General features: G+C 35.1%; 21 protein-coding genes. 15 read left to right on the forward strand and 6 right to left on the reverse strand.

Translation table 11 applies throughout. The features are described 5' to 3' along the window. Positions 1-72 precede the first annotated feature (72 nt). The 7 genes from KEM10_RS08395 to KEM10_RS08425 are packed head-to-tail and all read left to right on the forward strand — an operon-like array spanning position 73 to position 8,888. Complete coding sequence (locus KEM10_RS08395) at positions 73-639, forward strand: DUF4369 domain-containing protein (RefSeq protein WP_212215541.1); 567 nt, start codon at positions 73-75, stop codon at positions 637-639. Positions 640-694: 55 nt separating this feature from the next. Then, complete coding sequence (locus tag KEM10_RS08400; protein ID WP_212215542.1) at positions 695-2,440, forward strand: DUF6057 family protein; 1,746 nt, start codon at positions 695-697, stop codon at positions 2,438-2,440. After that, the gene (locus tag KEM10_RS08405) at positions 2,437-3,891 is read left to right on the forward strand and encodes a TolB family protein (RefSeq protein WP_212215543.1); all 1,455 of its coding nucleotides are present in this window, start codon (positions 2,437-2,439) and stop codon (positions 3,889-3,891) included. Before KEM10_RS08400 ends, KEM10_RS08405 begins: the two co-directional genes overlap by 4 nt. A gap of 15 nt (positions 3,892-3,906) precedes the next feature. Beyond that, positions 3,907-5,661, forward strand: coding sequence for a DUF6057 family protein (locus tag KEM10_RS08410; RefSeq protein WP_212215544.1), 1,755 nt, complete (start codon positions 3,907-3,909; stop codon positions 5,659-5,661). A 10-nt stretch (positions 5,662-5,671) separates the two neighbouring features. Next, positions 5,672-7,126: a TolB family protein gene (locus tag KEM10_RS08415; protein ID WP_212215545.1), complete on the forward strand. Its 1,455-nt coding sequence runs from the start codon at positions 5,672-5,674 to the stop codon at positions 7,124-7,126. 10 nt (positions 7,127-7,136) lie between these two features. Beyond that, positions 7,137-8,351: a RidA family protein gene (locus KEM10_RS08420; protein WP_212215546.1), complete on the forward strand. Its 1,215-nt coding sequence runs from the start codon at positions 7,137-7,139 to the stop codon at positions 8,349-8,351. A gap of 9 nt (positions 8,352-8,360) precedes the next feature. Then, the gene (locus KEM10_RS08425) at positions 8,361-8,888 is read left to right on the forward strand and encodes a nitroreductase family protein (RefSeq protein WP_212215547.1); all 528 of its coding nucleotides are present in this window, start codon (positions 8,361-8,363) and stop codon (positions 8,886-8,888) included. Between the two features lie 90 nt (positions 8,889-8,978). Here KEM10_RS08425 and KEM10_RS08430 read toward each other — a convergent pair whose 3' ends face one another. Both KEM10_RS08430 and KEM10_RS08435 read right to left on the reverse strand, forming a co-directional pair. Next, positions 8,979-9,374, reverse strand: a complete 396-nt coding sequence (locus KEM10_RS08430; RefSeq protein ID WP_212215548.1) for a NifB/NifX family molybdenum-iron cluster-binding protein — start codon at positions 9,372-9,374, stop codon at positions 8,979-8,981. A 25-nt stretch (positions 9,375-9,399) separates the two neighbouring features. Beyond that, the gene (locus tag KEM10_RS08435; RefSeq protein WP_212215549.1) at positions 9,400-9,834 is read right to left on the reverse strand and encodes an ArsC/Spx/MgsR family protein; all 435 of its coding nucleotides are present in this window, start codon (positions 9,832-9,834) and stop codon (positions 9,400-9,402) included. A gap of 226 nt (positions 9,835-10,060) precedes the next feature. Here KEM10_RS08435 and KEM10_RS08440 point away from each other — a divergent pair, with 226 nt between their 5' ends. Then, a complete protein-coding gene (locus tag KEM10_RS08440; RefSeq protein ID WP_212215550.1) occupies positions 10,061-10,531 on the forward strand; it encodes a hypothetical protein in 471 nt (156 codons plus the stop codon). A gap of 67 nt (positions 10,532-10,598) precedes the next feature. On the opposite strand, the gene KEM10_RS08445 is transcribed toward KEM10_RS08440, so the two are convergent. Next, positions 10,599-11,198, reverse strand: coding sequence for a hypothetical protein (locus KEM10_RS08445; protein WP_212215551.1), 600 nt, complete (start codon positions 11,196-11,198; stop codon positions 10,599-10,601). A 399-nt stretch (positions 11,199-11,597) separates the two neighbouring features. Then, entirely contained in the window at positions 11,598-13,550 is a 1,953-nt protein-coding gene (locus tag KEM10_RS08450) for a PD40 domain-containing protein (protein ID WP_212215552.1), read from the reverse strand. 245 nt (positions 13,551-13,795) lie between these two features. Here KEM10_RS08450 and KEM10_RS08455 point away from each other — a divergent pair, with 245 nt between their 5' ends. From KEM10_RS08455 to KEM10_RS08470, 4 genes are all read left to right on the forward strand, one after another. Continuing rightward, on the forward strand, positions 13,796-14,179 hold the full coding sequence (locus KEM10_RS08455) for a hypothetical protein (protein ID WP_212215553.1): 384 nt from the start codon (positions 13,796-13,798) through the stop codon (positions 14,177-14,179). A gap of 129 nt (positions 14,180-14,308) precedes the next feature. After that, entirely contained in the window at positions 14,309-14,647 is a 339-nt protein-coding gene (rbfA, locus tag KEM10_RS08460) for a 30S ribosome-binding factor RbfA (protein WP_212215554.1), read from the forward strand. Between the two features lie 4 nt (positions 14,648-14,651). Next, entirely contained in the window at positions 14,652-15,476 is an 825-nt protein-coding gene (locus tag KEM10_RS08465; protein WP_212215555.1) for a class I SAM-dependent methyltransferase, read from the forward strand. Positions 15,477-15,479: 3 nt separating this feature from the next. Further along, positions 15,480-16,718 carry an FtsX-like permease family protein gene (locus KEM10_RS08470; RefSeq protein WP_212215556.1) on the forward strand — a complete coding sequence of 413 codons (1,239 nt, stop codon included), beginning with the start codon at positions 15,480-15,482 and terminating at the stop codon, positions 16,716-16,718. Here the strand turns inward: KEM10_RS08470 and dusB are convergent. Next, entirely contained in the window at positions 16,715-17,692 is a 978-nt protein-coding gene (dusB, locus tag KEM10_RS08475) for a tRNA dihydrouridine synthase DusB (protein WP_212215557.1), read from the reverse strand. The genes KEM10_RS08470 and dusB overlap by 4 nt on opposite strands. A gap of 111 nt (positions 17,693-17,803) precedes the next feature. Between dusB and KEM10_RS08480 the strand changes: the two genes are divergently transcribed. The 3 genes from KEM10_RS08480 to KEM10_RS08490 all read left to right on the forward strand — a co-directional run bounded on the left by KEM10_RS08480 (position 17,804) and on the right by KEM10_RS08490 (position 21,811). After that, a complete protein-coding gene (locus KEM10_RS08480) occupies positions 17,804-19,771 on the forward strand; it encodes a tetratricopeptide repeat-containing sensor histidine kinase (RefSeq protein ID WP_212215558.1) in 1,968 nt (655 codons plus the stop codon). A gap of 15 nt (positions 19,772-19,786) precedes the next feature. Then, the gene (locus tag KEM10_RS08485) at positions 19,787-20,545 is read left to right on the forward strand and encodes a LytR/AlgR family response regulator transcription factor (protein ID WP_212215559.1); all 759 of its coding nucleotides are present in this window, start codon (positions 19,787-19,789) and stop codon (positions 20,543-20,545) included. 120 nt (positions 20,546-20,665) lie between these two features. Continuing rightward, entirely contained in the window at positions 20,666-21,811 is a 1,146-nt protein-coding gene (locus KEM10_RS08490; RefSeq protein ID WP_212215560.1) for a hypothetical protein, read from the forward strand. 4 nt (positions 21,812-21,815) lie between these two features. On the opposite strand, the gene KEM10_RS08495 is transcribed toward KEM10_RS08490, so the two are convergent. Next, on the reverse strand, positions 21,816-22,265 hold the full coding sequence (locus tag KEM10_RS08495; protein ID WP_212215561.1) for a GNAT family N-acetyltransferase: 450 nt from the start codon (positions 22,263-22,265) through the stop codon (positions 21,816-21,818). Positions 22,266-22,273 lie beyond the last annotated feature (8 nt).

Consider the following 22,273-nt stretch of genomic DNA (forward strand, 5'->3'; position numbering starts at 1 on the left):
CGGTTTTAGATTACGAGAGGACATTCATTTGTCCTCTCTTTTCTATATTTTGCTACTTCAAAATTTAACGATATGAATTGGAGATGGATTTTAATACTTTTAGTAGCACCCCTAACCTTTTGCTCAACCAACAAAACAAACTATGTTATTAAAGGATCACTTCATAGTGAAGCCTACAATGGTGAATTTATCTATTTAGTTCCTTTCAATAATCCTACTGTCGAAAGAGTTGATTCTGTCATGGTATATGATGGAACTTTTACGTTTAAAGGGAAGGTTGATCAACCTGAAGTTTATATTGTTCGGACACGGCCTAAATTACGTTTACAATTACAGGAGTTATTAATAGTGAAAGAACCTGGAGATATCACAATTAAATTTGGCCCTGATAGCTCAGCTTCAGGAACAAATTCTAACGATTCTCTTCAAAAATGGAAAGAATTTAAAACGGGAATTGACAACTCACACAAACAGTTTTTAAAACAATACAAATCTGATTTTATTAGCAAAGAAACACTAACCAATAAGTTAGACTCATTGCATAAAACGGCTTTAGATTACAATCATTCATTCATTAAGGAAAACAGTAACAATGTTGCAGGCCAATTTGTGCAATCACTTGCCGGTATGAAATCTTAATTTTTATACATTGACAAAAATTTTCTTTTAATCAACATCCACTAAAAGGGGAATAGTGAAAATAACAACATTATCAATTAGTAATAACAAGGCAATCAGCGCAAGTCTGTTTCTGGTTCCGGGATTACTAATTTTTCTTTTTTACCTGTTTGCTTTTCCTTACCATTTGTTTTTAAAAGAACAAATCAGACTTTTTGTATTTTCTCCAGATTACCTTTTATCATATCTGAATAAACCAGCTAGTTTAGCAGTATTTATTGGGGATTTCCTGACACAGTTTTTTTATCTGAAAGGCGCTGGCTCTTTGCTAATAACTACCTTCTTTTATATTCATTGGTGGTTGTTTTATAAAGTACTAAAAGAATTCTTCTCTAAAAACTACCTGCTGTTAGTCATTGCATTCGTTCCAGCACTTATTGAAGTGCTAATGCACTACCACATCGATTATTCTTTAGCAAATTCAGCATCTATAACCATTGGATGCCTTTTATATGTTGCAACAACATCCATCAAAAAAGAAACTATTAAGCACTTCATCGTTCCATTTATTATAATAATCGGATATTGGGCAATTGGAGGAATGGTTGTTTTTTACATTTTTCTAACCCTGATCCGATCAATCAGAATTCAACCATTCAAGCTTATATATTCGTTAATTCACATTGTATTATTTATTGCAATCCCCTTATTGACAAGACCATATTATCTTATACCGATCAAAGAAGCATATTTGTATCCTTTCAATAATTTTACATACGCTCTTCCATTAATTACACTTTCATTTGTAATTGTTACATCAGTATTAACTAAAAAATTCACCCCAGGGTCAAGGTTTTCATTGGTGGTTTCGATATTGGTAATGTTTACATTTATTTTAGTCGATCCGCCTAATTTTAATCGCGAAAAGGTTCTATCTCTTTCATGTGAAGGTTATTTTGGAAGATGGGATAAAGTACTCAACTTATCTTCTTCTTATAAGTTAAACAATAAATTAGCCAGCTATTACACCAATATCGCCTTATCAAAATATGAGTCTCTTCCAGAAAAACTATTGGAATTTTATCAACCATTTACAGAGAGTTTATTTTTGCCATTAGGAAGAAATTCAGGTTGGTTAAATATCTTATCAAGCAACGATGCATATTATCAGATCGGTGATATGAATCTAACTCAACACTCTGCACATTTGGGTTTAATCTTTTCACCCTACAATAGAAGTTCACGTATGGTAAAACGTTTGGCCGAAACAAATATGGTAATAGGAGAAGAGGAGGCCGCAATGAAATATTTGCATATGCTTGAAAAAACACTGTTTCATCATAAATGGGCACAGAAACGTATCGACATGATCCAAAATCCAGAATTATTAAGTAATGACATTCTGGAAAAACAATCCTTCTTACCCCAATCCGACACTCTTCGTAAGGGTGAAGATAATGTGACAGGCTTAAGACTTTTAGTAGAATCTAATCCCAAAAATCGATCCGCATTAGATTATCTTTTATGTCATCATCTACTGAGTAAAAATTTAAATTCATTCAAAACAGATTTTGAAAAATATTTTAGGTTTAATCGACAATTACCAAGGCTGTATGGAGAGGCTCTATTGATTATTCTGTATCAACAGAAAGCCACAAAAGAAGAAATAAGCAAATTCTTTATACAGTCATCGTTAATGAACGAATTTATTAAATACACAGATGAATACAGCCTGGCCAATGGCCAAAGAACAGGCCTTTCTAATCGTTTTAAAAATTCTTATTGGTTTTATTATCATTTTGCCCAACAACGTCAGAAATGAAATTTAAGTACCTAATCATATTATCCTTAAATCTGCTGGTTGCCTGCCAGCAAGCCATTGATATTGATAAAAAGCTGAATCTTCTTCCAACCATTAACCCTGATTATATAAATGTAACAATACCCCGAAATATTGCTCCTTTGAACTTTATGATTAAAGATGATATAAATGGCGTACAAGTTATTCTGCAAGGAGAGCAAAACCAGTTAATTGCTAACGGTAAAAATGACATTCGTTTTAATCTTAACAAATGGAAGAAACTGATCGATAAAGAAAAGACTCTTAAAGTAACAGTAAGCGTTAAAAAGAATAACGAATGGATTCAATATCGATCTTTTCATTGGAAGATTGTAGAAGATGAAATTGATCCATACCTGAGTTACCGTTTAATAGAACCTGGTTATGAAGTTTGGAACAAAATTCAGTTAGCCGAACGATGCATTGAGAATTTTGAAGAGAATATTTTTGCCGATAACAACCTAACTGAAGGATCGTGTATGAACTGCCATATCTATAATCAACAAAACCCGTCCCAATCAATGTTTCATATACGAGGTAAACACGGTGGAACCATATTAAATAACAAGGGCAAATTGCGTAAGTTGAAAACAAAAACAGATAAAATGATATCGAAAGCAGTTTATGGTGGTTTTCATCCGGGAGGACGGTATGCGGTATTTTCGACCAATTATATTATACCGGAATTTCATGCAGAAGGTAGCAAAAAACTAGAGGTTTATGATACAGCTTCTGATTTGGCCATTTTAGATTTCGAGACGAACCAATCAATAACCACTCCACTCCTTACCGATTCAACTAATTTTGATACATTCCCGGTCTTTTCTGCTGATGGAAAACATATTTACTACTGCGCAGCAAAATCTGTATCAGTCCCCGATAGCATACAAAAGTTAAAATACAGCATTTGCAGCATTTCGTTTAACGATGTTAACGGAGAAGTTGGTAGCGTAGCAGATACAATTTGGAATGCCCGATTGACAGAACACTCTGCCTGTCATTTAAAAACATCACCTGACGGCAAATATTTGTTGTTTACGGAGGCTGATTATGGCACTTTTCCTATCTGGCATCGCGAAGCTGACTTACGATTAATTGACCTGAAAACAGGTAAAGTTGATTCGCTTAAAAATGTAAATGCAGATTATTCCGATAGCTACCATAGTTGGTCGTCAAACAGTAGGTGGTTTGTTTTTGCAAGTAAAAGAGACAACGGCATCTACGGGAAACCTTATTTTTGTTATATCGATAAAAACGGCAAAGCTCATAAGCCCTTTGTGTTACCGCAAAAGAATCCGGCATTTTATGATTTTTCATTTAAATCATTCAATATTCCAGAGTTATCTATAGGTCCACTACCTTTTGATGCAATGGATATTGAAAAAGTTTATTGGAAACAGGAAGCTGAATCATTTAGCGACAAAGGCATTTAAAACTAAAACACAAAAATGAAAAATATCTCTACCAACATAATAGCATCCATCATATTCGGAATAATAGTATATCTGTTCTTCACTTTAATGTATCCATATCATTTACATTATCAGGAACAATATCAGTTATTCTTAATCACAGGAGATTATTTTCTTTCGTACCTGCAAATGCCGGGTGGCTTCAGTGATTATATGGGAGGTTTTATTACACAATTTTATTTCTATCCTTCTGTTGGTTCTATTTTTATTGCGATACTTTTAGTTTCGCTGCAACAACTTACCTGGAAAATCTCACAACGATTTAATAAAACTCCTTTATACTACCCACTAACCTTTATTCCTTCTCTATTTTATTGGGCATTGTTATGTAACGAAAATTATCTTCCAGGAGGATTGGTTGCTCTGGTTATAGTGATGATGTTTATATACTTCACAACACAAATTAAAGATGGCATTTTAAAATCTGTCCTCAGCCTTTTATTTGTTCCTGTTTTGTACTGGTTAGCCGGAGGGGCTGTTGTTTTTTATGTTTTATTTTCTGCTTTGATGATTCTCTTTCTTTCAACACGAAGAACAACTCAAAATATCTTTATTGTTGTAATGCAAGTTGCTTTAGTAATATCTTTACCTTATCTCGCAAAAGTAATTTTGATACAATATCCGATAATTAAAATGTGGATTGGTGTTAACTATTACAGTTTTCCCAACACTTTTCCTTTTTATGTTGGAGGCATTATATTGCTAAGCATCTCTCTTCCGATTATCATGAACACTTTACCGGAAATCAAATCAAAACCACAATTAATATTGGCTATTCAATACCTCATTATTATTTCAGCTGGTATATTTATTATAAACAAATCTTCCGATTTTGATAAAGAAGAAGTGATGGCTTACGATTTTTATTCCCGAATGCGCCAGTGGGATAAGGTTATTGCAATGGCAGATCAAAAAGCCCCTTCAAGTCCTTTATCTGTTTCATGCTTAAACTTAGCGTTAGCTAAAAAAGGTTTGCTTGCCGAACAAATGTTTAACTATTATCAGAACGGAACCGGCGGACTATTGCCTAACTTCAAAAAAGATTTCACAATACCAATGGTTACTGGTGAAATATATTATCAGCTGGGATTTATCAACACAGCCCAACGCTATACTTTTGAAGCCATGGAAGCTCTTCCTCTATATCAGAAAAGTGCTAGAAGCATCAAACGTCTGGCTGAAACAAACCTGATTAATGGCAATCAGGCTTTAGCATCAAAATACTTGAAGTTGCTTCAAAAAACCCAATTCTACAAAAAATGGGCGACTGCTATGTATAAGGCTATGGAAGAACCTCAGATTTTAATGCGCCATTCTGAATATGGACAGCTAATGACACATAAAATACAAAACGATTTTTTCTTTAGCGAAGGTGAAAAAGACATGATGTTAGGGCAGCTTTTTACAGCTAACAAAAAAAACAGACTAGTTTATGAATATCTGATGGCATACTGTCTGCTAAACAAAGACCTGAATCATTTTATGCAATATTTGTCATTAGGGCAATCAATTGGTTATAAACAAATGCCTCAAAGTTTTCAGGAGGCATTTATCTATGGCTGGAAGATGACTCCCCAAAAAGATCAAAAACCCATTCCTTCTTTTATCTCGAATAAAAAAATACAGAGTGCCAACACTTTTCTTTCGATGATGAATTTACCCAATGCAAAAGAAGCATTGAAGAAAGATTATGGAAACACCTATTGGTATTATCTGCAATTCAGAAATTAAAACTTTAGAAATGAAGCATCTGTTAATCATTATATCAACATTGGTTTTATTGAGCGCCTGCAATGAAACCTTTAAAGTTAAAAAGACCTATTCCACAGTTCCTGATCTATTTCCTGATTACATTGGAGTTACTATTCCGTGTAATATTGCACCCTTAAATTTTAAGGTTAACGAAGATTACTCAAAAATAGATGTTGTATTGGAAACAAAGAATGAATCCATCCATGTACAACATAATGATTTTGCCAATTTTCCTATCGATCCGTGGAGAGAACTTTTAAATGCAAATAAAGGTGATAGCATTCAAGTTAAAGTATCGATCAAAAAAGAAAACGACTGGTACGCCTATCAACCTTTCAGCATTTATGTTAGTGATGATGCCATTGATGATTATCTTGCCTATCGACTCATTGCTCCAGGCTATGAAGTGTATAGTAAAATGGGTATTTATCAACGATCTCTTCAGGATTTTAAACAAGATGCTATTTACGAAAATACATTAGTACAAGGCAGCTGCGTAAATTGCCACTCGTTTAGAATGGGTTCTGCAAAAGATATGAGTATGCACATCAGGGGCAAACAAGGTGGAACTGTTTTACTTACCGACAATAAAATGGAAGTGCTTAAAACCAAAACCGTTGAAACCCTTTCAAAGTTTGTTTATCCATACTGGCATCCATCAGGCAATTATATGGCATATACTTTAAACGATACCCATCAGGTTTTTCACTCATCGAGCAATAAACGTGTAGAGGTATTTGATAATGCATCTGATGTAATTGTTTATGACATAGCCAAAAATGAAATCATAAAATGTGATGCATTAATGTCAGACTCCGTATTTGAGACTTTCCCGTCATTCTCTCCCGATGGTAAAACATTGTATTTCTGCTCGGCTAAAACAGAAATAATGCCAGTGGAATACACTAAAGTTAAATACAATTTATGTAGCATCAGTTTTGATCCTCAAAATGGAACCTTTGGGACTAAAGTTGATACTTTATTTAAAGCTTCCAACATTGGAAAAAGCGTCACATTTCCTCGTCCATCACCCGACGGAAAATACGTGATGTTTACCTTGGTTGATTATGGAAACTTTTCTATCTGGCATAAGGAAGCTGATTTATTCTTATTAGATACCGAAACAAATAAAGTTACAGCCATTGATGCTGCTAACAGCGATGATACAGAAAGTTATCATTCCTGGTCGTCAGATAGTAGATGGTTTGTGTTTAGCAGCCGCAGGTTAAATGGTTTGTACACTCGACCATATATTGCACATCTTAATGCTGACGGTATAGTTGGAAAGCCTTTTTTATTGCCTCAGAAAGATATCAACCATTACGATGATTTATTATTTTCATATAATATTCCTGAGTTTATAACAGAAAAGGTTAATATTGACATTCCAAAATTAGAAGCTCAATTGAAAGGGGAAGGAAAACAAGTAAGGGTACGAAATTAGGAAAACGAATATGACTGGGAACGTGATAAAACGAGTTTATAAAGTTATTCAACCACTTGAGAGGGGTGATTTACACCGAGAATGGCAGAGTTGCATTAACCAAATTAGTCAACTAAAATTGAATCACATCTTTAAAATCACTGTTTTTGTTGATGAAAAAAACTGGAAAAATGCTCTGAATGAGTTGCCTTCTAAATTAAAAGCTGTTTTCCCGAATACATGTCCTGCTTTCACCTTTTTGTCTCAAACACCCGGCTCCAATAAAATTACTATGGAAGTTGGTCTGGTAAATAACGATAAGGTTTCTATCAGCCATAAGATGTATCACAACACATCTTTCTCGCTTATTGAATATGAAGGCAATACCGAGTTATGGGCATCCGGGCTTGGATTAACATCAGACATTAATGACATAACCTCATCTGCGACTCAGGCATTCGAAGAGTTAATAAGCCTGCTTGCTTCAGAAGGGTTTAGTTTGAATGATGTGGTTCGTCAATGGAATTATATTCCCAAGATTTTAGGTTTTGAAATGAAGGACGGAAAAGAATGGCAACATTACCAACTTTTCAACGAGGTACGCAGACACTATTATAATACTCATCGTACCGTCGAAGGGTATCCTGCCGCAACAGGCATTGGTGTTGCAAAAGGAAGTGTGTCGATTGATATATGTGCCATCAAAACAAAAGACGCTGATAACATATACTCCATCAATAATCCAGAGCAGGTAAACGCCTATCAATACAAACAAGATGTTCTGATTGGGGAATTGGTTGATGGCACCAGAACCAAACAAGCTCCTCAGTTCGAACGGGCAAAACTCATCTCACAACCAAAGTCCGGAACGTTATTTATCTCGGGCACTGCTTCTATTAAAGGACAATACACTATTGGCATTGATAATATAGACGAGCAGACAAATACTACACTTGGTCTTATGCAGAAACTTTCGGCAACTGCTCAGCACACCAATGAGTATTCAACAAATAATTCCATCTGCTACTCTTATGCCAGAGTGTACATAAAAAATACAGAGGATTTCAAAGCAGTTCAGTCCATCTGTAAGGATGAGCTTCAAAACATTCCGATAAATTTTGTTCAGGCAGACGTTTGCAGAGATAATCTATTGGTTGAAATTGAAGCAGAGATGAATATGAAGCCACAAAAAGACATGCCTTACAATAGCCCTGTAGACGCTTGTCATCATTCTTTGCAACAATAACCATTAAATATGAAAACGATTGATTTAGTGCAACAAAGAAGAAGTTGCAGGATTTATTCAGAACAAAAAATAGAACTTGAAAAGATTGATCAATTAAAGAAGATTGCTTTATGGTCGCCTACTTCAAAAAATAACCGCCCGTGGGAATTTGTCTTTATTGATGATAAGTCCTTGCTAGAAGAACTTTCGGCGTGCAAACCACACGGTGCAGCTTTTTTAAAAAATGCACCGCTAGCAATTGTAATCTTAGCTGACCCGAATAAAAGTGATGTATGGATAGAAGATTGCTCAATAGCTGCATCTTTTCTTCAACTGGGAGCCGAGGACCTGGGATTAGGTAGTTGCTGGATACAAATACGAGAACGAACTCATTCCTCAGGCAGCACAGCCTCTGAGCAGGTTAAAAAATTACTGCATGCACCCGCCAATTTAGAAACAGCCAGCATTATAGCCCTTGGATATAAAGGAAAAGAAAGAAGACCTTATACAGATGAAGACCTGCTAACAGAACGAATTCATTTAAATCAATTTAAGTGAATTCAGTTCACAAAAGGCCATATTTTTCCTGTTATATGGCTTATCCTCTTCCATATCTATGGGTAGATAAATGAAATAAATCCGCCCCTCTTACTTACATGAAGTGCTTGAGCAGGAACTACACGAAGAAGGCTTACAGCTAGCTCCTCCTTCTGTCATTAATTCACCGGCTTGAAAAGTTGGCAGGCTTTTATGAAACATCAATTCAGCATTAAATTTTATTAGTGTACCAATGGCTTTGTAAACCGAAATTCCCATTTCTTTGAATACTTTTAGAGCCATCATTTGTATTTCTGGAGTTATTATTGCCCTGATATCCTCTTTTTTAATCCACTCTGAAAAATCTTTAATCTCAGTTCTATTCACCACTTCCACTTTTTCAGTTTGTGTATCATAGGTACCCATTAACCCACTTTTGGTGAAATCATTTGATAACACTACCTGCGCCTCTCCTGTTAATCCTGCTGCTGGAAATCCAATTTTCATAGTATTAATTTTTAAGGTTATTATTTTACTTTTCGTCACAACTCGATTGTCCTTGAGTTTTTGGACAACTTAGCAATGTAACATCAATCTCTTCTTTCATTAGCTCTTTAGCCAAATCACTGTCAAAACCACATCCGTAACTAGATCCTACTTTTATTAAGGGTCGCTTAATAAGGTAAGGGTCGCTAACCATTGCATTCAATGCTTCTTCTTTAGATAAGGAGAAAGGATCTATTTCGCCTGATTTGATGCGTGGAGCACTTATATTAAACCATTCTTTAAACTGACGCGATTCAAGAAACTTTAGTAAGTCGCTTGCTGTCCATGGTTCTTCCAATAGGTTGTACGAAATAACTTTATATCCTTTATCTTTTAACAATACCTTTTGCTTGGTATTATTAATGCATCCTGGCTTTTCATAAAAATGTACCTCCATATCATCAACATTTTTGTCAATCATTATTCGAAAACTACCTTAACAAACAATAAAACAAGCTATATACCAAAGAAGCTAGATGGCTGATTATATGAGCACCTACTAACAGAATCTGACAATAATGTAGAAAAATATCAACAGGGTCTACAATAGTGAAGTCTACAACAATTTATAGCTGAAATAATAAGCTCAAGACTTCCCTTTTAACCAATATAGTCGTATCTTGTATACAAGGGTTAGAAGGGAAAAGATGAAAAAGTTGGCATGTTTTATATTAACGCTATGGATTCTGTTACCTAACGGGTTAGTAGCCCAATTGAAGGATCACAAACTTATCAATAAAGTTAACCAACCAACTCAATATTCCTTAAATGCACTACCCCTTAATTCTATCTATAACGAAAACATTTTCATTTTCACTTACGAAAGAATTTTTCCTCAATCCGATCGTTTTGGCTTCACTTTAAAAGGAGGAATATTGATTTTTGATCCATTTCTATGGGTAGCTGATGCGGGAATTATTACAGGAGGATCGAAACACTATTTCGAAACAGCCATTGGAGGTATTATCGATCCTGCCTTTGGCGATTTTAGTTTTCTAACCATCAGAGCCAATTACCGATATCAGGCAACAAAAGGATTCGTTTTTAAAATAGGACCAATTGCAGGCCCGCCTGATAATTTCATTCTTCCTCTAGTTTCTTTTGGTTATGCCTTTTGAAAACCACAAAAAAAAGCTACACTAGAATAAAACAAGTGTAGCTTTAAAATTATATATAATTCAACTTTTACTTTACAAAATCGAAATAATAAGCTGTTTGTCCAGAATAAAGAGTAGCTCTGTAATTGTTCCCTTCTTTCAATCTCACAATAGTCTGTTTACGTGAAAACAATTTATCATCTCCTACTGATTTTTCAATGATACGCTTATTAGAATCCATATCCTCAATTACTAAATAAAGAGAATTTTCGTCGCCATTAATATGACTTACTAATAAGTTTTCATCTTCCAAAACAAACATTTTAACCTTATTAGCAACATCATCATTGATTGCCTTTCTGTATTGAATTACATTATTATTCACTACTTCCAATTCAGTAGACATATCGCCATCTTTATTAACCAATCCTACAGTGTAGTTCTTAGCTCCTCCTTCAACAAAATCAAGACGTTGATGAATCCTTACCTGATTTTTAATGTCTTTTTCAATCATCACTTTATCAGTACTTGCATCCTTAATTACTAAATAATCAAACTGATTATCTGTATTAATTGCAGAAACAACAGGCTCATTGTATCTTTTGTTATTAAACACTTTCACATTGTCTGAAGCCTTCATTTGCATTCCTAAAGCAAACACTAACATTCCAACTAAATACTTTTTCATCTCTAAACTTATTTTTAATTATTAAATTTTTTCTAACTGGTTATTACAGTTTATTTATTGGTTATCAACTCACCGCTATAACATCAATAAATTTTATGCCATAAGCCCATAGTTAAATGATTCTTAACAGGCGTTAACAAGTATTTTATAAGTTCAAAAGGATTTATAATCAACACGTTTACTAAAGTAAATCAGCAACACAGAAGTTCTGTCTATTAAATTACAATTTGGGGATTACAATTCAACTTGTTAAAATCTCTTTTAGAAATATTAACTAATTGATTTTGAATAGATATTAATGAGCTAAAATTTATATGGAAAGAAAAAACCTGCTTCATTCATTTGAAACAGGTTTAGATTACATGAAAATAACGGCCGATCTTATCTTCATGCTAAACTCTAGTTTAGTTTCAATGTTTCCAGTTCTTTTATCGGACGCACAAAAGAATCATCAAATCGACCCATATTTAATAGATCCTTTCTGGCTTTGACAGATTCTTCCTTATTATTATAGACTCCATATACATAACGAGTATATCCATCAGCGCATTTATATGATTGAATATCATCTTTTTTCAACCCTTTAAAATATAGAAATGCAAATACAGGCTTCCGTTTTAAAGCAAGAATCTGAACCGTATAGTAATCCACCTTTTTCACATTCTGCATCTCTTTGATAATCTGTTCCTCAATCTGTTTTGCATCTTTTTCAAAGTTCTTACTCTCTATCATCTGAACCAAAGGAGGCTCCATCCTGATATCTTCAAATGAATAAACCGGAATTTCTTTTTCGTATGCCATCTGAGGTGTAACATCTAAAACCGAAGATCTAACCTCTTCTTCACCCTTCTTTTCTTTAATGTCATATTCTTGTCCGGCTTCCAGAAACATCAAATACTTACCTGATTCTTCATCGGGCCTATAATCACCTACTAATTCATTATCTGATTGACGGGTAACCATAATTCTAACCGATCCTTCATTCAGCAAAGATTTATCCTGAACCTCGCCCTCGATAACAGCCAACTCGCCTTCAAAAGCATCATCAAATTCTACTTTATAAATATCCGAACCACCATAATTATCATTAAATCGGGCTGAGGCATAGTAAGCTTTGCTTTTATCCAGAGTAGGGTAAAAGAAAAAGTCATCATCAGGTGTGTTTATTGGATAGCCAAGATTTACAGGCTCTTCCCATGTACTATCTGGCCTCATTTGAGTAAAGAAAACATCCATTCGCCCCATACTGCTATGACCTTCAGAAGCAAAATACAGTGTTTTCCCATCCGGATGAATCATTGCTGTTTCTTCGTCATATTTGGTATTTACATTAGGTCCCAGGTTACGCACCTTCCCCCAATTACCATCATCCGTTTTTTTGACCATATAAATATCGGTACCTCCCCATCCACCTTCTCTATTACTCACAAAAAACAAGGTACTTTTATCTGCCGATAAGGAGGCATGTGTTTCATCGGCTGGTGTATTAATCGGATATGGCAGCTTTTCTGGCTCAAGCCATTCTTCGTTTTTGTATTTACTTACATATATACTTTTACCCTCATCGTCATTTCGGTAGATAAACAACTCTTTACCGTCAGCCGATAAGGACAAAGCTGATTCATGCTCTGATTTTCTGAAGAAATGGGTCAAGGAAGATGCTTTCTGCCATTCCCCATCAAAATACGCAGTATAAATTTTTTCGGGATACTGACCGTCTTCATGCTTTGCTAGTTTAGCATCTGACCGACGAGAAGTAAAAATTACCAAATCATCAAAAACAGTGACTAATGGGCTATGATCATCGTATTTACTATTAATTTTCTCACCCAAATTAGTAATTGTAATATCAATAGGATTCTGAAGGTACACTTTAGCATTCTCACACATACTTTTTTCTTTACTTATCAAGTCAAGTAAATCTACCTGTGTGTCATCAATGTTTTTTTCGATATATGAATAAATATCAAGTGCCTTATCGGTTTCCATTATTACTTGATAACACTTTGCGAGTGTGAGCTGCAAATCAATACCCATATTAGAAAATGCATCCTCATTTTCTAACTGAGCAAACCCCTTTTCTAGATAAATCAATGCTGAATCTGCACTATTATTGAGATTCAGGTAACAGATACCCAAATGTAAATACCCTTCAATAAAACCCGGAGAGTCATCTATTATATCTTTAAATATCTCAATAGCTTTACTAAAATTACCTACTTCTTCGTACTGAAAAGCCTTATTTAACTCTCTGTTTTTAACGCTTTTATCAGAGCCTGACTGCCCATGGGCAAATAAATTAATTACCCCCAATAAAACGATAGATATACTATATCTCCACCCCCTAAACATAAAGAATTCTAATCTTTAGCATACTTACAAATAAAGTCAATTTTTTATAATCATCTCAATTTCAGACTAAAAATAACAATAAAGTATCTAACAAGTTTTAAACAATTAAACACAAGGGATTGTTTGGCCCTGATTTTCTGACTATTACACACATCCCTACTTTTTCGACTCATTTATTTAAAGTTTAACCAAAGGAATAACTCTGTAAAAATCGTCTAATAATCAAATCTCTAAATTTAAAATACATGAAAAAATTGATTTTTGCCGCGGTGATATCCCTCCTGGTTTCAGTTACTGCAATATCACAAAACAGCAGGCCTAATTCAGAAGAATTTGTTAAAAGACAAACTGAACAAATGGTTAAAGATTTAGATCTTAACGAAAAACAAACAAAGCAGGTGTCTGATCTTAATACAAAATTTGCAGAGCAAATGAAGAAGGCTCGTGATGAGAATCAAGGCAACAGGGATAAGATGCGAGCATCGATGAAGAAAATGAGGGATGACAGAAACGCAGAGTTAAAAAAAATTCTAACTGACGAACAGTATAAAAAGCACCTTGAACTTCAGGAACAAAGAATGAAAGAACGTGGCAGACGTGGTGGTGGCGGACCTCGTCAAAATAGATAAAAAAAAGGATTTAGTTCATAAATTTGGTTTTAGTTAACTGAACCTGCAACTACTTTAGTTGCAGGTTTCTTTATATAAAATGAATAATCCATCGAAAAATCTTAATTTCGCAGCTGTAAATACATAGCAATGGATTCAACGAGACAAAAGAAGATATCGCGCTTGCTGCAAAAAGAAATTAGCGAGCTCTTTCAAAAAGAAGTACGAGAACTAGTTATGGGCGTAATGGTAACTGTAACCGTTGTGCGCATCTCTCCCGATTTAGGACAGGCAAAAGTTTATTTAAGTATTTTCCCATCAAATAATATTGATGAAGTATTTAATAAAATTGTGGATAATGCACATCAAATTCGATTTGCATTAGGCAAAAGAGTGGGAAAACAAATGCGTATCATTCCTGAATTAAAATTCTTCAAGGACGATAGCCTTGACTATTTAGATAACATCGATCGCCTGTTAAAAGATTAAAACCATGCAGTACGACCCAATAAAACGTTCTTTAGGTAAAATTTTTAACCAAACACCTGCTCTACGAATTTTATTTTATCGCTTACTCGATCTGCTTTTACTTCGATCGTGGTACATTCGCCGTGAGTTAAAAATAAAAGCATCTCAATCTGCCGAACAACTTAATGTACTTGATGCTGGTAGCGGATTTGGTCAATACGACTATTTTATGTCAACATTAGGTAAAAAATGGAATATTACCGGGGTAGACGTTAAAAAAGAGCAAATTGAAGATTGCAATCAGTTTTTCAAAAAGATAGGCCGAGGCAACAGGGTTAAATTTGAGATTGGAGACTTGACTAAATTCGTTAAGCCCGACACTTACGATTTGATTCTTTCGGTTGATGTGATGGAGCATATATTGGAAGATGAGTTGGTTTTTGAAAACTTTTTTAAATCGATGAAAAAAGACGGAACCTTACTCATATCAACACCTTCAGATCAGGGCGGTTCAGATACTCATCACGACCACGAGGAAGATGGGGTACATGGATTTATTGATGAGCATGTTAGAGATGGTTATAACGCCAACGACATTCGTGAAAAACTCGAAAGGGCTGGTTTTAGTCAGATTGAAACACACTATACATATGGCAAACCAGGAAGTCTGTCATGGAAGTTATCAATGAAATTTCCTATCCTGATGCTGAATGCAAGTAAAGTATTTTTCATACTCTTACCTTTCTATTACATCCTTACCTATCCACTGGCTTTTATTCTAAATATGATTGATACAGCCTCGGAGCATAAAAAAGGAACAGGATTAATGGTTGTTGCCCATAAAAAATAGATAATGAACTTAGCCTTTAGCATTGCCCGTCGCTATTTATTTGCCAAGAAATCACAAAACGTTATTAATGTTATTTCATTAATATCAATGGTTGGTGTACTTACGGCAAGTATGGCTTTATTGGTTGTGCTATCGGTATTTAATGGCTTGCATGACTTTGTTGGTAACTTATATGGCAATTTCGATCCCGACCTAAAGGTGGTGCCCTCCGAAGGCAAAGTTATCTCGCTTGACTCTATCAACCTTGAGGATATTAAAAATATTGACGGTATTGAGCTTGTATCCGAAACATTAGAGAATCAAGCTTTATTGAAGTTTGACAAACGAAGAGCACCAGCAATGGTATTGGGTGTTGATAGTACTTTTAATAAAATCAGCAGCATTGATTCTATAATTGTTGATGGTGAATTTAAGCTTCATCACAAAAACAGTAATTTGGGAGTTATTGGAGGTTTGTTAGCCGACCAGTTAGCACTCCGACTTAATTTTGTTACCCCACTGGTAATGTATGTTCCTAAGCGAACCGGAAGCATAAACATGATGGCACCTCAAAATGCCTTCCGAAAGGAATACATCAATCCCAGCGGTATTTTTATGGTTCAACAACCAGAATACGACAGTCAATATTTAATAATTGGAATTGATCAGGCTCGTCGCTTATTTGAATATGACTCAAATATTATTTCGAGTTTATATGTTAAAGTAACAAATCCTGACCTAACAGATAAGGTTAAAAAGGAAATTGAAAAAATATCAGGCAGCAAGCTTAAGCCTCTTAACAGAGAAGAGCAACATCAGGCCTTTTATAAGGTTATGCGAGTTGAAAAGCTAATGGCCTATTTAATTTTGTCATTTATATTAGCCATTGCTGCTTTTAATGTTATTGGCACCATGTCAATGCTTATCTTCGAAAAGAAAGAAAGTATTTTTACGTTGAAAAGCATGGGTGGCGATAGAAAATTGATTACCCGCATCTTCCTCGTTGAAGGCTTACTTATTTCTCTTCTAGGCGTTATTATCGGCCTTGTATTAGGCATCGTACTTGTGCTCCTTCAACAACATGTTGGCTTAATTAAGTTTTCCGGTGGAGGCTCCTTCCTGGTTGATGCTTATCCGGTGCAACTTGTATGGAGTGATGTATTTCTGGTACTAGTTACTGTATGCATAATTGGATATCTGGCAGCATGGTATCCGGTTAAGGTAATAGTAAAAAGATATTATTCCGAAACCGGAATGCCTTAATCGGAATAACGTTCTACAATTTCATCCAGCACAGCTAATACCTCTGGCACATGTTTCCGGGTAAGTAACTTTATTCGCAATTCCCGTATATCTGGTAAATCAGTAAATACCTTAGCCAAATGACGTCTGGCATGAAGTATACCTGCTTTTTCATCAATATAATCTACCGACCGACGTACTAACTCCTTTAACAACTCAGCTTGCTGCGGAACTGACAAAGGCGGTAACAGCTCTCCTGTATTTAAATAATGTTTGACCTCTTTAAAGATCCAGGGTTTTCCTATAGCAGGCCTCCCAATCATCAATGCATCTACACCGTAACGATCTATTAATTCGCGGGCTTTCTCTGGGCCGGTTATATCTCCGTTTCCAATAATAGGAATATGCATCCGCGGATTATTCTTTACCTTGCCTATTAATGTCCAATCTGCCTTACCTGAATACATTTGCTCACGGGTTCTCCCATGAATGGTTAAGGCAGCAATACCCATATCCTGCAATTGTTCGGCCAACGTTTCGATCACCAAACTATTATCGTCCCATCCTAAACGGGTTTTTACAGTTACCGGTACATTAACTGCATCCACAATGGATTTTGTTATTTCCAGTAAAGTAGGAATATCGCGTAATAAGCCTGATCCACTTCCTTTGGTAGCAATTTTCTTAACCGGGCATCCAAAGTTTATGTCAATTACCTCCGGATTAGCCTCTTCTGCCATGATGGCTGCTTCACGCATTAGATCAACATCTCCACCATACAGCTGAATCCCAACCGGGCGCTCTTTTTCTGCAATTTCTAACTTCCGAACGGTCCTATTCACCTTCCTTACCAAGGCCTTTGCCGACACAAATTCGGTGTACATCATATCCGCACCTAAATCCTTACAAAGCGACCTAAACGAAGGATCTGTTACACTCTCCATAGGGGCCAGCAATAAAGGATGTTTCCCTAAATCAAGACTACCAATTTTCACACTTCAAAATTTGCCCAAATATACAATAAACTTACAAGGGTAATACACTGTTAATTACTTGCCTAAAATGTGAATAACTTATTATTTTAATTCTTTTAACCAATTTGTTTTTTGATTACATTGCTACCTGATATGCAGTATGTAAGATTAGCCATCGCCCTGTCTGTTTTCATTTTGGTGCTTTGTAATTGTTCACTTCCGGTTTCACCTGAAGTGGAGGCCGTAAATGAAACAGGTACTGTTACGCCCGATTCATTGGTAGTTGCTCAACTTATTCAAAAGTCACTTGAGTCCTATAATCCTAAATTAAATAACCTGAATGAATACGACAGCTTTCTAAAAGAGGCTGAAGAACTAGCCATCAACAAACAGCTTAAATATCAACTTTTTAATATTTATAATATAATTGGCAAAAGATTTAGAAATAAATCGCTTTATGCCAAGGCTATGAGTTTTCATGAAAATGCACTGGAGATAGCTGAAGAACTGCAGGATCCATTCTTACTTTCGGAAATATACAATCAAATGGGGACTGTTTACCGACGGGTAGATGAAAACAGCAAAGCACTTGATATGCATATGCAATCGTTAACCATTGCTGAAAACAACAAAGATTCATTTCATATAAGCACAGCTATCAATGGCATAGGTAATGTAAGTTTTAATCTCAACCGTAATCTTGCTGCTATTGAATACTTCCATCGATCATTGGATCTTTCTAAAAAGATGAACAATCTTTTAGGTATGGCCATCAATACAAATAATATTGGAGATGCTTACCAGAAGTTAAACAATACGGATTCAGCACTTTATTATCACTTCGAATCGTTGGAATATAATTCCAGAATAAACAGTAAGGTGGGGCAGGCTATTTGCTACAATAGTATTGGTCGTGTTTATACTAATAAAAAACAATACCGACTGGCTTTGGAATATTTATTCAAAGCACTGGAGGCAAATACCGAATCCGGAGACTTGATGAATGTTGCCATCAGCTACAGTAATATTGGCAAAACATACCTCGACGATGATCATCCGGATGCTGCCATTCTTTATTTAAATAAAGCACTTAGAAGCGCCCAGCAAATTGGTTCGAAATACACTGCCGAAGAAGCTGCCAATAACCTTTCGCAAGCCTATGAGAAAAAAGGTCAGATAAAAAAGGCATTAGAATATCACAAGCTCAGCACAGCATACAGAGATAGCACCATCAATGAAAAAAACATTTTTCATATGACGATGGCCGAAGATAACTACCTTGAAAACACCCGAAAGCTAAAGGTCGAAGAACTAAGCAAACAAACACTGCTTCAAAAAAATAAAATAGATAAGCAGAAATATCACATAATGATTGTAATAATAGTAGCTATTGTGGTGTTTATTATTACTCTTTTGTTCGCCTTTCAAATTCGTTTACGAAACAGATATAAAACCTTAAAGTTCCAGCAAAGATTGCTAAGAACACAAATGAACCCCCATTTTATATTTAATGCTCTTAGTGCCATACAGGTTTTTATTCTTGAAAACGATATGACTAAATCAAGTCGTTTTTTATCTGACTTTTCCAAACTAATGCGTCAGGTCTTACGCAGCAGTAATTACGAATACATTTCAATTAGCGAAGAAATAGAGATTATTCAATATTATCTTACCCTTCAACAATTACGTTTTTCACCTCCATTCGAATATGAGTTAATTATTGATGATGAATTAAAAAAGTCAAATGCAAAGGTTCCTCCAATGCTTATACAACCATTTATTGAAAACTCCATTGAGCACGGCATTAAACCTATTGGAAGTGGTGGCTATATTAAGATTCAATTTAAGAGAGGTGGTTATGGCATCATTATTGAAGTGGAGGACAACGGCATAGGAATTGATTACACGAAAAATATCAATAAAACAGGAAAAAGTCATGATTCGATGGCTTTGAAGATTACTCAGGAGCGCCTGGACATTATTAAAAAAGACACAAAGAAAAAAACTGTTTTAGAGATATATGATAAAAGAAGCAGAGGTATAGAATCTCAGGGAACTGTAGCTCATATAGAAATTCCTGTCATCACCAATAAATCATAAAAGAGGGGAAAGATTATGACACCAATCAAACTTTTAATTGTTGAGGATGATTTATACAACCAGAAAGCGGTTGAGAAAATTATAAACAACCACTTCCAGGAAATTGAAATAATTGGGAAGGTATCTAGTGTTCAAGATGGTTTAGATGCCGTTGAAACATTACATCCAGATTTATTAATTCTTGATATCCATCTAGTAGGAGGCACTGCTTTTGACATACTGCAACAAAGTAAGTTCAATGACTATAAGGTGGTATTTATGTCGGCCTACCACGAATATGCTTTGGAGGCTCTTAAATTTTCATCTGTCGATTTTGTATTTAAGCCTTTTGACATTAACGAATTAATTATTGCTATTGATAAGGCCATTGATGAAATTAGAGATGAATCATACGATCTGAAAATAAAAGCCCTTTTTGATAACATCAACTACCAAAATAAGAACAAGAAAGTTGTACTTCAAGGGAAAAATTCGATTAAGGTTTGTCAAATACAAGAAATAATATGGGCAAAAGCCATTGTAGGAGGTGCGAATTTTTATTTTGAAGATGGAAGTTATTTCTTCACAAATAAACCACTCAGACGTTACGAATCAATTCTAAGCTCACACGCATTCTTTCGTTGTCATCCACACTACCTTATCAATCTGGTAAAAATAAAGGAAGTGATGTTCAAAAAGAATCGAATACACATGTCGAACGATGATGAAGTAGCCTTTGAAACAAGACGTTACAATCAATTAATTAGCGCCTTAGACGCAAATGATTTAAATTAATAGTTGTTACCATTTGCAACTCCGGCAAAAAGAAATATTTTTAGAAACTTTTTTATTGTATATCCAGTATATTAACTGGATATTGATTTTTTGTTGGGGAAAGTAAATGTTAAGGGTTAAATGTTAAGAAGGATTTTTGTTTGGGGTTTATTAATTTTTTGTATTGGAACATCAGTTGCACAAGTCGATCAGGTTTGGAGATATACCTATCCTGAGTTTGGTGCAGGAATGAATAACAACCTATACTTCAGAATTGAAAACAACAACTTCGTAAAAAACAACGAGTATTTTGGTGATTTTACCGAGGGTTACACTTTAATGGGCTATGCCATTCAGCCATCGCTTATGTATTATGCTGGTTCAGATCTACGTATTAAAGCAGGCTTGCATGTAGTAAAATACAGTGGAATGGAACAATTCACCAATGTAATACCAACCTTTTCTATTCACACAAAATTAGGCGACAATTTTGATTTAATAATGGGTGGATTAAGAGGTGATGTACACCACCGTTTGCTTGAGCCTATTTTCGATCCCGAAAACCAATATTCTCGTCCCATTGAAAACGGATTTCAGTTTATTTACGATAACGAGCACCTATGGTTTGATACATGGGTTGACTGGGAACAATTTATTGTAATTGGCGATGACAAACCTGAAAAATTTACTGCCGGAGTAAGTACGGAATATAAATTCTTAACCGGAAACAGTGATTGGGAAATAAGTATTCCAGGCCAGTTAATTGCCACTCATTTGGGTGGTCAGATAAGCGATTTTGAAGAACCCATGCAATCATTGGCCAACATAGCCAGTGGAGTAAAATTCAATAAAACGATAGGTAGCGGATTTATTCAAAACGTTAGTTTGGCAACCTACGGAGCCTGGTATCAGGATTTAACAGAAAAATCGGGGTTACCATTCTCTAATGGTCAGGCTATTTATCCGGTTGCTGAAATAGGATATAAATATGGTCTTTTAATGGTAGGCTATTGGCATGCAAATAATTTTGTGGCTCCCAAAGGAAGTCACCTATTCCAATCGGTTTCAGACTATAAAGTAGTTGATGAATCCAGTTATTACTATCAACCTAAAAGGGAGTTATTAAATACTAAACTTACATTTTCGAAAGATTTCTTACAAAAAATTAAGTTTAGCGTTGTACTTGAAACATATTACGATATTCCGAATGCGCAGTTTGATTATGCCTATGGTCTTAATCTGGTATTCAATCCTAATTTCTTTTTAAAGAAAGTACGTTTCGATTAAGAGATTAAAATTTCAGATCCATACCTACATGAGGAATACCGTCTTCGAGATATGTATCTGTTACAATCTGATATCCCAAACTTGAATAAAATGCTTTCAGATACTTTTGGGCACTAATATGAATATCATCAACATCCCAACGTAACTTCATCCATTGTGAGGCTTCAGTCATTATACGTCTGGCCAGACCGTTAAACCTAACTTCTTTCTTAACCACCAAACGACCAATTGATGCTTGCTTAAATCGAGTTCCTTTATCTAACATTCGGGCATAACCCACTATTTCATTAGTATCATCTTTTTTAATCATAAGGTGATAAGCCTTCTGATCATTACCATCCAAATCGTTATAAACACAATCTTGCTCAACCACAAATATCTCAGCCCTCAGTTGAAGGATTCCATATAATTCATCAACACTTAACTCATTGAAAGATTTTACCAGCGTATTCATACCCGTCA

The sequence above is a fragment of the Carboxylicivirga linearis genome, from assembly GCF_018271995.1.
Classification (GTDB): domain Bacteria; phylum Bacteroidota; class Bacteroidia; order Bacteroidales; family Marinilabiliaceae; genus Carboxylicivirga; species Carboxylicivirga linearis.

What these genes read in the sequence shown, in the direction of transcription:
- KEM10_RS08450 (WP_212215552.1), bottom strand. Translation starts at nt 13,550, where the DNA reads ATGTTTAGGGGGTGGAGATATAGTATATCTATCGTTTTATTGGGGGTA.
- KEM10_RS08445 (WP_212215551.1), bottom strand. Translation starts at nt 11,198, where the DNA reads ATGAAAAAGTATTTAGTTGGAATGTTAGTGTTTGCTTTAGGAATGCAA.
- KEM10_RS08470 (WP_212215556.1), top strand. Translation starts at nt 15,480, where the DNA reads ATGAACTTAGCCTTTAGCATTGCCCGTCGCTATTTATTTGCCAAGAAA.
- KEM10_RS08415 (WP_212215545.1), top strand. Translation starts at nt 5,672, where the DNA reads ATGAAGCATCTGTTAATCATTATATCAACATTGGTTTTATTGAGCGCC.
- KEM10_RS08465 (WP_212215555.1), top strand. Translation starts at nt 14,652, where the DNA reads ATGCAGTACGACCCAATAAAACGTTCTTTAGGTAAAATTTTTAACCAA.
- KEM10_RS08420 (WP_212215546.1), top strand. Translation starts at nt 7,137, where the DNA reads ATGACTGGGAACGTGATAAAACGAGTTTATAAAGTTATTCAACCACTT.
- KEM10_RS08425 (WP_212215547.1), top strand. Translation starts at nt 8,361, where the DNA reads ATGAAAACGATTGATTTAGTGCAACAAAGAAGAAGTTGCAGGATTTAT.
- KEM10_RS08495 (WP_212215561.1), bottom strand. Translation starts at nt 22,265, where the DNA reads ATGAATACGCTGGTAAAATCTTTCAATGAGTTAAGTGTTGATGAATTA.
- KEM10_RS08430 (WP_212215548.1), bottom strand. Translation starts at nt 9,374, where the DNA reads ATGAAAATTGGATTTCCAGCAGCAGGATTAACAGGAGAGGCGCAGGTA.
- KEM10_RS08405 (WP_212215543.1), top strand. Translation starts at nt 2,437, where the DNA reads ATGAAATTTAAGTACCTAATCATATTATCCTTAAATCTGCTGGTTGCC.
- rbfA (WP_212215554.1), top strand. Translation starts at nt 14,309, where the DNA reads ATGGATTCAACGAGACAAAAGAAGATATCGCGCTTGCTGCAAAAAGAA.
- KEM10_RS08485 (WP_212215559.1), top strand. Translation starts at nt 19,787, where the DNA reads ATGACACCAATCAAACTTTTAATTGTTGAGGATGATTTATACAACCAG.
- KEM10_RS08435 (WP_212215549.1), bottom strand. Translation starts at nt 9,834, where the DNA reads ATGATTGACAAAAATGTTGATGATATGGAGGTACATTTTTATGAAAAG.
- KEM10_RS08395 (WP_212215541.1), top strand. Translation starts at nt 73, where the DNA reads ATGAATTGGAGATGGATTTTAATACTTTTAGTAGCACCCCTAACCTTT.
- KEM10_RS08455 (WP_212215553.1), top strand. Translation starts at nt 13,796, where the DNA reads ATGAAAAAATTGATTTTTGCCGCGGTGATATCCCTCCTGGTTTCAGTT.
- KEM10_RS08440 (WP_212215550.1), top strand. Translation starts at nt 10,061, where the DNA reads ATGAAAAAGTTGGCATGTTTTATATTAACGCTATGGATTCTGTTACCT.
- KEM10_RS08490 (WP_212215560.1), top strand. Translation starts at nt 20,666, where the DNA reads ATGTTAAGAAGGATTTTTGTTTGGGGTTTATTAATTTTTTGTATTGGA.
- KEM10_RS08410 (WP_212215544.1), top strand. Translation starts at nt 3,907, where the DNA reads ATGAAAAATATCTCTACCAACATAATAGCATCCATCATATTCGGAATA.